The following is a 12,501-nucleotide window of genomic DNA, read 5'->3' as shown; positions in this document are numbered from 1 at the left end:
GCTCCTACAAGGGCCGGTTAGTGGGTCGGGTTGGTGGCCTGGATGGTGGCGTGGGAGGCCTGGTCCAGGTGGGCGTAGGCCAGGCTTGCCAGGTATAGGCCGATGGCGGCCGCGGTGTACCAGAGGTAGCGACGGACTTTGGCGGAGAGGCGGCGCTGGCGGCGCGGCGTGCTGTGCTCGGCGTGGGCCCGTTCGGTGCGGGCGCGCCGGAAGCGGCCCACGCGCGGGTGCCCGACGGCTGGGCGATCCGTGTCCTGCGCTGTCTCGCGCTGCAAATCCATGTGTTGTCCCCTGTAGTCCACGGTGGCGCGGACACGGCGAATCCTAGGTGGCCGGAAGGCGCCGCGCCAGTGCCCTGAAGGTCATAGGGCTCGTCGCGGGCCGCTTGCGCGACGAATCTGTGAAATGAAGCCTCGGCCGAGCTCAGGCTTCGTACAATGCCCCCGTTCGCCACCGACCGGCGACAAGGAGAAACGCGTGAGGAAGTGGAAGGCTGGGCTCGGGTTGGCGCTGGTAGTGATCGCGCCGTGGGCATATGGCGCGGGATTCAACTGCGCGAGGGCAAGTACCGGGGTGGAGAAGGCTATCTGCGCTTCGCCGAAGGTCTCCGTGCTGGACGGGCAGCTCGGTGATGCCTTCAAGGCGGCGCTCAAGAGCCACCCCGACCAGGGCGATGCGTTGAAGCTCGACCAGCGCCACTGGCTGGCATCACGCGACGAGACGCTCGCTGCTTACCCATCGGTGAAAGAGGCAGAAGGGAGCGTCACCGCGCTTTATATGGCACGTATCGCCTTCCTCAAAGGCCTCGACACGAAGCCGTGGCCGCAGCCGCTCGACGCGCTGCGCCCCGCCTTGGCGAAACTGCCTGCGACCGACGCGACGATCCCCGCGGACCTCGCGAAGATCGGTATCGACATGGCGCTGGCCGAGGATGTGAATCTTGAAACGGCAGCTGCCTTCCCCTGGCAGCCGGATGCGGCCGTTAAAGAAGCGCTGAAAGATCTGGGCGCCTCCACGGGGTACCGCAAGCTGGCCGGCTCGCCGATCAGCTCGGTGTGGTCGGTCGGGGGTACCGCGCATTGCTGGACCGAGGCGCCGTTCCACATCCAGGGCAAGCAAGCCCTCGCCGTCGATGCACCGTCGGTGTGGGGCGAGGGCGATTGCATGACCGGCCACGGCATCGCGCGCATCGCCGCCCATTTCGTGGCCTACGTGGTGGGCGATGGCTCGGCGGACGAAGTGAGCCTGGATACCTCGGTGTGGAACGGCAAGGCCTTCGATAGGGGCCAGCGGCTGGTCCTGCGTTTCGACCATGGGCTGACGGCCGAAGCCAGTGCCTGTGCCCCCGGCAAGGCGGCTTGCGATGACTTTGCAACCACAGCGATGAGCGTGGCGATGCTCTATGACCGCAGCCCACAAAAAGGTGCGCTGGACCATGCGTTTAACACCTACGACAAGGCCGTTTATGCCGCCGTGCTGAAAGCCGCGCACGCAGCAGGCGGCCCGTTGGAAAAGGACGGCCAACCACCCGAACTCCCGCTGTTGGAAGCCAACGGCAAGATGACCGGATTCAGTAGTGACGCGAACGTCTTCCCGCTGGTTTTCCGCGGCGAGACCCTGCTTGGCCTGATCGATCATGGCCATGTCGGCTGGCGGGTGAACAACGACTGGATGGTCGCCGCGTGGCGCCTGAAGGATGGCAAGGCCGAACCGGTCGCCGCGGCGTACTTCGCCGTCCACCGTGGCAAACTGCTGCTGGCGTCGCCGGTCCCGGCGCCGCCAGCCGAGAGCCACTGAGACAACGCGCGCCATGCACACCTTCAGCACCACCATGTCGAACTCCGTGCGCTGGATCGGGATCTTTACGGTCGTGATCGTGGTTATCGCCGTCGCTTTCGTGATGGACCGCGACGGTCCGGCCACGATGGGCGTGCCGCTCGCCGGCATCCTCACCCTGGCTCTCGCGCTGACGTACGGGATCTCCCCGTTGCGCTATGAAATGGGTGGCGGCCGTCTGGTGATCCGTCGCCAGGTCGGTCGGACGACCGTGGAGTTGCGCGGGGCGATCATCCGGGCGGACAGCGAGGCCTTCAAGGGCATGATCCGCGTCTTCGGCAACGGCGGCTTCTTCGCCTTCGATGGGCTGTTCTATTCGCGCCACCTGGGCATGGTCAAGGTCGCGGCGCGCCATCGCGACCACGGCGTGGTCATCCAGCCGCCGGGCGGCCGCAAGCTGGTGGTCTCGCCCGACGATCCGCAGGCCTTCATCGCCGCCGCGGTGGGTGAGGGCGCCGTGCTCTCGAATTGAGTGGGGCGAGGTGACAAGAACTTGCGGGGTGGTGGTATATACGAAATATCCCCACCGGCAGGAGCCGACACCATGGCACGTGCATCACGGATGTTCCGCCTCATCGCGGGCGCGCTCGCGCTTGGCACCTTCGCCAGCGCGTCGCTCGCCACCGAAACCCAGGGCTGGGACCAGTCACGTGGGGTCTACGTCTTGCCCGACGCGCACGGTGCGCTGCTCGGCCTCGTCGCGTATGTGGATCGCCCGACGCACCGGGTCTCGTATGGCTTCCGCGAACTACCGCAGCGTTCCAACTGCGCCGCCGGCTCGATCGGCCGCAGCGCAACTTTCGATATCGAAGGCCAGCGTCTGAATTTCCGCCGCGAGTGCATCAATGGCACCTTTACCTTCGTGCCGCGCAGCACACCGACGCGCCGCGCGTTCGAAAGCCTGCTCGCGACGCACCCGGTGCTGCACATGCGTGGGCCATCGTTCTTTCAGTTCACCTATGACCTCGCCAGCCTGCCCGCCGTACACCAGGCGCTGAACGTCACCCTGGCCAGCCGCACCCGGCGCTAATGCTTCTGTAGGAGCGCGCTTGCGCGCGATGGGGCGTAAGGCAAGCTCCCATCGCGCGCAAGCGCGCTCTACAGGTGAGGTCAGGAATACACTCAGGCGGTGCGCTTGCGGCGGATAGCGTAGGCGATGCCGAGGATCGCGAACCAGACCGGGCTGGCGATCAGTGCCTGGCGGGTGTCGGGCTGGAGTGTGAGCAGCACCAGCACGAAGGCGAAGAAGGCCAGGCACACCCAGCACATGATCACGCCGCCGGGCATCTTGTACGACGATACCGCGTGCAGCTCCGGACGCTTCTTCCGGTAGGCCATGTACGAGCACAGGATCAGCGACCACACGAACATGAAGAGGATCGCTGAGAGCGTGGTGACCAGGGTGAAGGCGGTCACCAGGTTCGGCACGACATACACGAGCATCGCGCCGGCCAGCAGGCACAGGCAGGAAAACAGCAGGCCGCGTGAAGGTACGGCCGCCTTCGACAGGCGTTTGAACGCCGATGGCGCGTGGTCTTCCTCGGCCAGGCCGTAAAGCATGCGGCTGGTCGAGAAGATGCCGCTGTTCGCGGACGAGGTCGCCGAGGTCAGCACCACGAAGTTGATCAGGCTCGCTGCGGCCGGGATGCCGGCCAGCACGAACAGTTCCACGAACGGGCTCTTGCCCGGCAGCACCTGGCGCCACGGCGTCACCGACATGATCACAACCAGTGCCAGCACGTAGAAAATGATGATGCGCACCGGGATCGAATTGATCGCCTTGGGCAGGTTGCGTTCCGGATCGGCGGTTTCCGCCGCCGTGGTACCGACCAGTTCGATGCCGACGAAGGCGAACACCGCGATCTGGAATCCGGCGAAGAACCCACCCACCCCCATCGGGAACATCCCGCCATCGTTCCACAGGTTGGCAAGCGAGGCCACGTGCCCATCCGGGGAACGGAATGCCCAGGCCACCATGCCGAAACCGGTGACGACCAGCGCGCAGATCGCGATGATCTTGATCAGTGCGAACCAGAACTCAAGCTCACCAAACAGGCGCACCGTGGTCAGGTTCAGCGCGAGCAACAGCAGCACGCAAAGCACCGCGGGAATCCAGGGTGCGAGTGTCGGGAGCCAGAACTGCGCGTAGTTCGCGATCGCGATCACATCCGCGATCGCGGTGATGATCCAGCAGAACCAGTACGTCCAGCCACAGAAGAAGCCTGCCCACGGCCCGAGCAGGTCGGTCGAGAAATCAATGAAGGATTTGTAGTCCAGGTTCGACAGCAGCAGTTCGCCCATCGCGCGCATCACGAAGAACAGCATCACGCCGATGATCAGGTACACGAACAAGATCGACGGCCCAGCCAGGCTGATCGTCTTCCCCGAGCCCATGAACAGCCCGGTCCCGATGGCGCCGCCGATCGCAATGAGCTGCAGGTGGCGGTTGGACAGGCTGCGCCTGAGGTGGTCGGGAGTGGATTCCTGCGGATGGTTCATCGGCGGCTCGGGATGGGACGGAAGGCAGCACCATAGTCGCGTTGGGGCCATTCCAGCAAACCAGCAGCCAACACAGCCGCCTGGCTGATCCGCTGCAGGAGCGCGCTTGCGCGCGATCGGGTCTTGCGACGAGCACCCATCGCGCGCAAGCGCGCTCCTACATGAGCCGGTCAGGGGTTGCAGGTGGCGGCCGCGGACACCGGCCGGACACTTGTTTACCGCCTGCGGTCGACCGGTACTAACGGACTAGTGGCCTTCCAGGGGCGCGTTCCGCCTGTACTATCCCGTTCGTCGACTTCCTACGTTCGTGCTACGCCATATAAGCGCCCATGGAGACCACCATGATCGACCCCGCACGGCGGCAGCTGATCGAGATCTACCTTGCCGCGTACAACCATTTCGATATCCCGGCCATGCTGGCCGCGCTCACCGACGAAGTACGCTTCGAGCATCACCAGGACGGTGAGTTGAGCATCGCCACCCAGGGAAAGGTCGAACTGAAGAAGCTTGCACGGGTCGGCGCCCAGTTGTTTGCCGCGCGCGAGCAAAAAGTGGTGTCGCTTGAAGAGCGCGGCGAAGACGTCATCGCGACCATCGATTTCCATGGCGAGATCGCCGAAGACATTCCCGAAGGCCCACGTGCGGGCACCATCATAGAGATGCAGGGCACCACCGAGTTTGGTTTCGCGGACGGCAAGATCAGCAAGGTGATCGACCGCGCGTAGTACCTCAGCTCGCCAGGCGTTCAACCGCGGCGAGCAGGCTCTTTCGATCGTACGGTTTGGCCAGGTACTCCATGCGCGACGACAACCAGTCGTGCTGCTCACGCATCTCGCCCGAAGCGACCAGTACACGCATGCCGGCGGCGTGGCGGGTTGCGAGTTCCTGTCCCGACAACGAACCCGGCATGCGCACGTCCGTGAACAGGATGTCCGCGGTACCGCCTTCTTCCAGCCAGCGTTCAGCTGCGTCCCCATTGGGCGCGGTGTGCACCGTATGCCCCTCGCCTTCGAGGATCATGGCGGAAATTTCGCGGATGGCATCGTCATCTTCGACAAGGAGGACGACCAGGGGGCGTGTGGGCATGGCTCAGGTTTCGCAGGAAATCGACGACGCAAATAGCGTGGGTGGCGTGAAGGAACCGTCAACGCAAATGCGTGGATACACACTATTCCATTACATGAGTGTGCGCCGCATCATAGCGTTTTCAAGGGGGTTCCCGATGGCGCGGCGCGAAACCCTGCTGGTTGTGGATGACAACGAACCTGCTCGGTATGCGTTGCGGCATACGCTCGAACACGCGGGCTTCAAGGTGCTGGAAGCAGGCACGGGCACGGAGGGTCTGCAACTGCTGGCCAGCCAGGACATCGATGCGCTGGTGCTCGACGTGAACCTGCCGGACATGAGCGGCTTCGATATCGTTCGCGGCCTGCGCGAGGATGCGGATACGCAGCTGCTTCCGGTGGTGCATGTCTCGGCCGCGACGATCGACACCACCGACGTGATCGCCGGCCTGGATAACGGCGCGGATGCCTATCTCCCGTACCCGGTCGACCCCGGCGTGCTGCTCGCGACTATTCGCACCTTGCTGCGTGTGCGTGACACGGAGCGCGCCCTGCGCGAATCCGAAGCGCGTGTCCGCGAAATCTTCACGACGATCGGTGCGCCCATGGCGGTCGTCGATGGCGAGCTACGCGTGCTGGAGAGCAACGAGGCCTTCACGCGGCTGGTGGATTCGGGGGCGGAAGGGAGATCACTCACCGCATGGTTCGAACCGGGCCAGTCCTCGGTGATCGAGGCGATGCGCGTGGCCCTGGGCGGCACGCATCGCTGGCGCGGCGTGCTCTGTATGCGCGTGGGCGGTGGTGTGCGCGAAACCGAGTGGCGTATCACCCCCTACCGCGATGGTGCCGGCCTGGTTTTTGTCGACGATGTGACCGAACAGCGTCGGCGCGAGCGTGACCAGCTCGAACAGATCGACACGGCGACGTCCCAGCTCGCGGTAGAGATCGCCGAGCGCGAACGCACCGAGTCGCAGCTGCTTCAGGCGCAGAAGATGGATGCGCTTGGCAAACTCACCGGTGGTATCGCGCACGACTTCAATAATCTGCTCACCAGCATCATCACCGGCATCGACCTGATCAACCGCCAGGTGGAAGCAGGCCAGCCAGAAGGCGTGCAGCGCTTCGCCGATGCTGTGCTAGGTTCAGCCCGCCGCGCCGCGTCGCTGACCCACCGTTTGCTGGCCTTCGCGCGCCAGCAGCCATTGGATGCCAGGGCCACGGATGTGAACGAGCGCGTTCGCTCGGTCGAAGAAATGTCGCGACGTGTGCTAGGCGAAGCCGTGGACCTGAAGGCCAACCTCGCCTACGGCCGGATGGTCGCCAGCGTGGATGGTAACCAGCTCGACAATGCCGTGTTGAACCTGGTCATCAACGCGCGCGATGCGATGCCATCGGGTGGCACGATCACGCTTTCGACCCGGCTGGAGTCGATCGTCGACGGCGATGACCTGCCGCCGGGGGTCTTCGTGGTCCTCACCGTGTCCGATACCGGCACCGGTATCGAGCTCAGTCTGCTCGAGAAGGTCTTCGAGCCGTTCTTTACGACCAAACCGCTTGGCAAGGGGACGGGCCTGGGCCTTTCGATGATCTACGGCTTCGCCCGCCAGTCCGGTGGGGGAGTACGGATCGATAGTGAAGTCGGCAAAGGCACCGATGTGTCGCTGTGGCTCCCGGTCGACGAAGGCGAGATCGAGCCGGTGAAGGCACGCCCGGCCCGGCTCGAGAAAGGCAACGGCGAGCGCGTACTGATCGTCGAGGACACCGATTCGCTACGCGAACTCACCTGCGCCGCCCTGCAGCACGGAGGCTACCACTGCATCGCTACGGGTAGCATCGACGAGGCCCTGCGCCTGTTGCGCGGGGACGAATCGATCGACCTGCTGCTCACCGACGTCGGCATGCCGGAGATGGACGGGCGCGAGCTGGCGAAGATCGCACGGGCATGGCGGCCGACGTTGCCCGTGCTGTTCATGACGGGCTACGCCGAAAACGCCGTGAACCCAGCCCGTTTCCTCGCCCCCGGCATGGAATTGCTGTTGAAGCCGTTCGAGGTGGATACCCTGCTGGAGCGTGTCCGCGGCATCCTCGGATAGCCCCCGGGGCTATCCGAAATTGCCGATATCCCAAAGTGACGCAACCACTTATGATGCTTGCACAACGACGACAGGCGTTTTGCAGGGGAACGGGATGTCGGAAGGTACACGGGGCGGCGCGCTTGGCGACCATCGGTTTGTCGCCGAGATGGATGCGCTGCAGAAATTCGGCCGGCTGGAAAAAGATGCGCAGCTGGGCGACGCGCAGGCGCAGTTTCGCGTCGGCGTCATGTATTTCGAGGGCGAGCACGTGGCACGGGACCGTACTCGTTCCGCCCACTGGATGCGCCGTGCCGCCGAGCAAGGTCACCTCGACGGTCAGTTCCGCCTGGCCATGCAGTATGCCGAAGGCCATGGCGTGCTTCGCGACACCGCCGAGGCGGCCGAATGGCTGCGCCGTGCCGGCGCTGCCGGGCATGCCGAGGCACAGTGCGCGCTGGGTACCGCTTTCGCCCGTGGCCACGGGGTAGCTGCCGATCGCCAGCAGGCGCTGCACTGGTGGGGATTGGCCGCCGACCAGGGCCATGCCCAGGCCTGCGTGAACCTCGGGGTCTCACATTACTTTGGCCGCGGTGTGCCCCGCGACGCCGAGCTCGCCTTCGCTTTTTACAGCAAGGCGATCGAGCGCGGCGATCCCACGAGCCGGGGTTACGCCGATGCGCTGTGCAGCGTTGCGCACATGTATGTGGATGGCGTGGGGGTTCCCCGTGACCCGGCGATGGGGGCGTACCACTATCGCCGCGCCGCCGAGCTGGGCAACACCATCGCCCAGTTCACCCTGGGCAAGATGTACCTGGAGGCCAGTGGTCTGGCCGCCGATCGTGAGCAGGCCCGCCACTGGTTTCGCCAGGCGGCGGATCAGGGCGACAGCGAAGCGAAACAGCGGCTGGCGGAACTCGATGCGGAGGGCGACGAGCCCGCCACCGTGTCCGCTCGCCAGGCGGCCAGTGGCCCACAGGACGCAGCGGGCCAGTACCAGTTGGGCATGCGCCTGGCCACGGGCGACGGGGTGGCCCGAAACGATCCGGATGCCGCGCGCTGGCTGGCGCTGGCCGCGGAAAAAGGCCACCCCCAGGCACAGCACGCGCTGGCCCGGATGATCGATGGCGGCCGCGGCGTTCAGCGCAACATCGAAGAAGTCCTCCGCCTGCTGCGGATGGCCGCGGGGCAGGGCTTGCCCGATGCCCAGTACGAGCTGGGCCTGCTGCATGACCAGGGGGGTGGGGTGCCGCAAAACACGGCCATCGCCCGCGCCTGGTACCGCAAAGCTGCATCCCGCGGGCACCTCAAGGCTCTGAAAAAACTCGAAAAACGCGCATGGTGGCGGCTCTGGTAACCCTGTAGGAGCGCGCTTGCGCGCGATGGGTGGTGCCGCACGCCGATCGCGCGCAAGCACGCTCCTACAGGTCGCAGGTTCCTGCGATCATGACTTCCGGCGCTATCTAATTCCCCCGCGTGGCTGGACCATCGCCAGGTCCACCATCAGGGGTTCCCCATGCGTAAAACACTTGTCAGCGCGATCGCTCTTGCGCTCGCCGGCTTCGCCACCGTCGCTGCCGCAGCCGACGCGCCCACCCAGCTTCCGCGCACGGTGCGCCCGTCGCATTACGACGTCTCGGTCGTGCCGCACGCCGACAAGCTCACCTTCGATGGCAAGATTGCCATCGACGTCGAGGTGCTCGAGCCCACGGCGACGATCACCCTGAACGCGATCGACATGACCTTCGCCAACGTGAAGCTCGCTGCCGCGAAGGGCAAGTCCGCGTTTGGCACGCCGAAGGTTTCCGTCGATGCGGAACACCAGACCGCTACCTTCACCTTCGCCAAGCCGCTGCCCACGGGTGCCTATCGCCTGTCGATGGACTACACCGGCAAGATCGGTACGCAGGCCAACGGCCTGTTCGCCATCGATTACGACACCAAGGCCTCGGGCAAGAAGCGCGCGCTGTACACGCAGTTCGAGAATTCCGACGCACGCCGTTTTATCCCGTCGTGGGATGAGCCGAACTACAAGGCGACGTTCACGCTCGATGCCACCGTGCCCGCCGATGACATGGCCGTGAGCAACATGCCGGCCGCATCGAAGAAGGATCTCGGCAATGGCCTGGTGAAGTGGAGCTTCGGCCAGTCGCCGAAGATGTCGACCTATCTCGTGTTCTTCGGTGCGGGTGAGTTCGATCGCATCACCACCAAGAGCGAAGGTGTCGAGATCGGCGTCATCACGCAGAAGGGGCTGACCTCGCAGGCGCAGTTCACGCTGGACTCCGGCAAGGCCGTGCTGCAGGAATACAACGCGTATTTCGGCGTGCCGTACCCGTTGCCCAAGCTCGACAACATCGCCAGCCCGGGCCAGAGCCAGTTCTTCGCGGCCATGGAAAACTGGGGTGCGATCTACACCTTTGAATACGCGCTGCTGCTCGATCCGAGCATCTCCACGCAGGCCGACAAGCAGGAAGTGTTCAACACCGCCGCGCACGAAATGGCGCACCAATGGTTCGGTGACCTGGTCACCATGCGCTGGTGGGATGACCTTTGGTTGAACGAAGGCTTCGCCTCCTGGCTCGCCTCGCGGACCACCGAGCGCCTGCATCCGGAATGGCACACCAACCTCGATGCGGTAGACATCCGTGACAGCGCGATGAGCCGTGATGCGGTCGCCACCACCCACCCCGTCGTGCAGCACGTCGAGACGGTTGAGCAGGCCAGCCAGGCGTTCGATGCGATCACGTATGCCAAGGGCGAATCCGTGATTCGCATGCTCGAGGCCTATGTGGGCCCGGATGCATGGCGCAAGGGCGTGCAGGCTTATATCAAGGCACACGCTTACGGCAACACGGTATCGGATGACCTGTGGAAGGAGATCGAGACCGCCGCCGGCAAGCCCGTGACCCAGATCGCCCACGACTTCACCCTGCAGCCGGGTATTCCGCTGGTCAAGGTGGAATCGGTGTCCTGCGCCAATGGCTCGACGACGCTGACGCTTTCGCAGGGCGAGTTCACCCGTGATCGCCCGGACAAGAAGCCGCTGGGCTGGCATGTGCCGGTGATCGCGAAGACCGTCGGTGGTGCCGCGGCGTCCATCTTGCTCGACGGCAAGGGCACGCTCACCGTGGCCGGTTGCGGCCCGGTCGTGGTCAACGCGGGCCAGACCGGCTACTACCGCACGCTGTACGCACCGGCGCAGATGAAGCAGTTGCAGGGCGCATTCACCAAGCTCGAGCCTATCGACCAGCTCGGCCTGATGGGCGATACCTGGGCGCAGGGCATGGTGGGCTTGCAGCCGACCTCCGATGTGCTTGACCTGATCAAGGTCGCTCCGCTGGATGCCACGCCGCAGCTGTGGGAAGAGATCGCCGGTGACCTGGGCAGCCTCGATTCGTACTACCAGGGCGACGCCAAGCGCCAGGCGGCTTTCCGCAAGTACGCGATCGGCCGCCTCTCGCCGAAGCTCGATCAGATCGGCTGGGAAGCGAAGCAGGGCGAGGAAGCGCCCGTGGCGATCCTGCGTTCCACCCTCATCGGTACGCTCGGCTTCCTTGGCGACGCCAAGGTCGTGGCCGAAGCGCGCGATCGCTTCGCCAAGGACACCATGCCGGCCGAACTGCGCAAGGTGATCCTGGGCGTGGTCGCGACGAACGCCGATGCAGCCACCTGGGACAAGTTGCATGAGCAGGCCAAGGCGGAGAAGACCCCGCTGGTGAAGGATCGCCTGTACGGCATGCTTTCGGCAGCTCGCGATGAAGCACTGGCGAAGCGTGCGCTGGACCTGTCGCTGACCGGCGAGCCCGGTGAGACCAACAGCGCCTCACTGATCCGCGGTGTGTCGCGCCTGCACCCGGAGCTGGCGTTCGATTTTGCCGTGGCGCACAAGGACAAGATCGACGCGTTCGTCGATTCGACCTCCGCCGCGCGTTACTACCCGACCCTGGCCAGCAGCTCGCTCCAGGCCGGCACGATCGACAAGGTGAAGGCTTTCTCGGCCAAGTACATCGCCGAAGGCTCGCGTCGCGATGCCGAAACCGCGGTGACCACGATCCAGTACCGCATGATGGTGCGCGACCAGCGCCTGCCAGCCGTGGATGCATGGATCAAGAAGAACGGCTGATGCGCTAAGGTGGGGTCCCAACCCCCTGTAGGAGCGCGCTTGCGCGCGATGGGTCTTGCCGCGCCCCCCCCATCGCGCGCAAGCGTGCTCCTACATGCCAGGCGAACCATGCGTAGAGCTCTGATACTTTCCCTTGCGGCGCTTGCCGCACTACCCGCCTTCGCGAAGGATTCCACGCCCGTGCGTGGCTACACGGTAGTGCACCGCTACCCGCACGACCCGAAGGCCTTCACCGAAGGCCTTTTCTACGAGGGTGGTTACCTCTACGAAAGCACCGGCGAATACGAAGGCGCCGGCGTGCGTAAGGTAGAACTGGAAACCGGCAAGGTCGTCCAGCAACGCGATGTCCCGCAGGGGTATTTCGGCGAGGGCATCATCTTCGCCGGTCCCTACCTGCTGCAGCTCACCTGGCAGCAGGGTGTGGGCTTTCTTTACGACCGTACGTCGTGGGAACTGAAAGGCACCGTACGTTACAGCGGCGAGGGCTGGGCGCTGACGCGCGATGCCACGCACCTGTACATGAGCGATGGCACGCCGGTGATCCGGGTGCTCGACCCCGACACGTTCAGCCAGACCGGGAGCATTACCGTGACCGCCGATGGCGTGCCGGTGCAGCAGGTCAACGAGCTGGAATGGGTGAAGGGGGTGATCTATGCCAATGTGTGGCAGACCAGCCGCATCGCAAGGATCGATCCGAAAACCGGCCACGTCATCGACTGGATCGACCTCGCGCCACTGGTGAAGCAACAACACGTCGGCAACGACCCCGACGCCGTGCTCAACGGCATCGCCTACGATGCCAAGACCGATCGCCTGTTCATCACCGGCAAACGCTGGTCCAGCCTCTACGAGATCAAGATCAAGCCGTGATCTTGTAGGAGCGCGCTTGCGCGCGATGGGTGCT

General features: G+C 64.8%; 11 protein-coding genes. 8 read left to right on the top strand and 3 right to left on the bottom strand.

Translation table 11 applies throughout. The features are described 5' to 3' along the window. Positions 1-17: 17 nt before the first annotated feature. Entirely contained in the window at positions 18-281 is a 264-nt protein-coding gene (locus VGN46_RS15745; protein ID WP_331644876.1) for a hypothetical protein, read from the bottom strand. Between the two features lie 196 nt (positions 282-477). On the opposite strand from VGN46_RS15745, the gene VGN46_RS15740 reads away from it, so the two are divergent. The 3 genes from VGN46_RS15740 (at position 478) to VGN46_RS15730 (ending at position 2,866) form a co-directional block, all read left to right on the top strand. Beyond that, the gene (locus tag VGN46_RS15740) at positions 478-1,797 is read left to right on the top strand and encodes a lysozyme inhibitor LprI family protein (protein WP_331644874.1); all 1,320 of its coding nucleotides are present in this window, start codon (positions 478-480) and stop codon (positions 1,795-1,797) included. A 13-nt stretch (positions 1,798-1,810) separates the two neighbouring features. After that, a complete protein-coding gene (locus tag VGN46_RS15735; protein ID WP_331644872.1) occupies positions 1,811-2,308 on the top strand; it encodes a PH domain-containing protein in 498 nt (165 codons plus the stop codon). A gap of 72 nt (positions 2,309-2,380) precedes the next feature. Continuing rightward, positions 2,381-2,866: a hypothetical protein gene (locus tag VGN46_RS15730; RefSeq protein WP_331644870.1), complete on the top strand. Its 486-nt coding sequence runs from the start codon at positions 2,381-2,383 to the stop codon at positions 2,864-2,866. Between the two features lie 92 nt (positions 2,867-2,958). Here the strand turns inward: VGN46_RS15730 and cycA are convergent, their stop codons facing one another. After that, positions 2,959-4,335 carry a D-serine/D-alanine/glycine transporter gene (gene cycA / locus VGN46_RS15725; RefSeq protein ID WP_331644868.1) on the bottom strand — a complete coding sequence of 459 codons (1,377 nt, stop codon included), beginning with the start codon at positions 4,333-4,335 and terminating at the stop codon, positions 2,959-2,961. A gap of 341 nt (positions 4,336-4,676) precedes the next feature. Between cycA and VGN46_RS15720 the strand changes: the two genes are divergently transcribed. Continuing rightward, on the top strand, positions 4,677-5,060 hold the full coding sequence (locus VGN46_RS15720; RefSeq protein ID WP_331644866.1) for a nuclear transport factor 2 family protein: 384 nt from the start codon (positions 4,677-4,679) through the stop codon (positions 5,058-5,060). A gap of 4 nt (positions 5,061-5,064) precedes the next feature. Here VGN46_RS15720 and VGN46_RS15715 read toward each other — a convergent pair whose 3' ends face one another. Further along, positions 5,065-5,421 carry a response regulator gene (locus VGN46_RS15715; protein WP_331644864.1) on the bottom strand — a complete coding sequence of 119 codons (357 nt, stop codon included), beginning with the start codon at positions 5,419-5,421 and terminating at the stop codon, positions 5,065-5,067. A gap of 136 nt (positions 5,422-5,557) precedes the next feature. On the opposite strand from VGN46_RS15715, the gene VGN46_RS15710 reads away from it, so the two are divergent. The 4 genes from VGN46_RS15710 (at position 5,558) to VGN46_RS15695 (ending at position 12,467) form a co-directional block, all read left to right on the top strand. Then, entirely contained in the window at positions 5,558-7,492 is a 1,935-nt protein-coding gene (locus VGN46_RS15710) for a response regulator (RefSeq protein WP_331644862.1), read from the top strand. Between the two features lie 94 nt (positions 7,493-7,586). Next, complete coding sequence (locus tag VGN46_RS15705) at positions 7,587-8,828, top strand: hypothetical protein (protein WP_331644860.1); 1,242 nt, start codon at positions 7,587-7,589, stop codon at positions 8,826-8,828. Positions 8,829-8,987: 159 nt separating this feature from the next. Continuing rightward, positions 8,988-11,597, top strand: a complete 2,610-nt coding sequence (locus VGN46_RS15700) for a M1 family metallopeptidase (RefSeq protein WP_331644858.1) — start codon at positions 8,988-8,990, stop codon at positions 11,595-11,597. Positions 11,598-11,705: 108 nt separating this feature from the next. Then, on the top strand, positions 11,706-12,467 hold the full coding sequence (locus tag VGN46_RS15695; protein ID WP_331644856.1) for a glutaminyl-peptide cyclotransferase: 762 nt from the start codon (positions 11,706-11,708) through the stop codon (positions 12,465-12,467). Positions 12,468-12,501 lie beyond the last annotated feature (34 nt).

The organism is Luteibacter sp. (assembly GCF_036500425.1).
Classification (GTDB): Bacteria; Pseudomonadota; Gammaproteobacteria; order Xanthomonadales; family Rhodanobacteraceae; genus Luteibacter.
This window is presented reverse-complemented; position numbering and strand designations above follow the sequence as displayed.

Bases quoted from the DNA above. Each gene is read 5' to 3' on its own strand.
- VGN46_RS15745 (WP_331644876.1), bottom strand. From the start codon at position 281: ATGGATTTGCAGCGCGAGACAGCGCAGGACACGGATCGCCCAGCCGTC.
- VGN46_RS15735 (WP_331644872.1), top strand. From the start codon at position 1,811: ATGCACACCTTCAGCACCACCATGTCGAACTCCGTGCGCTGGATCGGG.
- VGN46_RS15730 (WP_331644870.1), top strand. From the start codon at position 2,381: ATGGCACGTGCATCACGGATGTTCCGCCTCATCGCGGGCGCGCTCGCG.
- cycA (WP_331644868.1), bottom strand. From the start codon at position 4,335: ATGAACCATCCGCAGGAATCCACTCCCGACCACCTCAGGCGCAGCCTG.
- VGN46_RS15720 (WP_331644866.1), top strand. From the start codon at position 4,677: ATGATCGACCCCGCACGGCGGCAGCTGATCGAGATCTACCTTGCCGCG.
- VGN46_RS15715 (WP_331644864.1), bottom strand. From the start codon at position 5,421: ATGCCCACACGCCCCCTGGTCGTCCTCCTTGTCGAAGATGACGATGCC.
- VGN46_RS15710 (WP_331644862.1), top strand. From the start codon at position 5,558: ATGGCGCGGCGCGAAACCCTGCTGGTTGTGGATGACAACGAACCTGCT.
- VGN46_RS15705 (WP_331644860.1), top strand. From the start codon at position 7,587: ATGTCGGAAGGTACACGGGGCGGCGCGCTTGGCGACCATCGGTTTGTC.
- VGN46_RS15700 (WP_331644858.1), top strand. From the start codon at position 8,988: ATGCGTAAAACACTTGTCAGCGCGATCGCTCTTGCGCTCGCCGGCTTC.
- VGN46_RS15695 (WP_331644856.1), top strand. From the start codon at position 11,706: ATGCGTAGAGCTCTGATACTTTCCCTTGCGGCGCTTGCCGCACTACCC.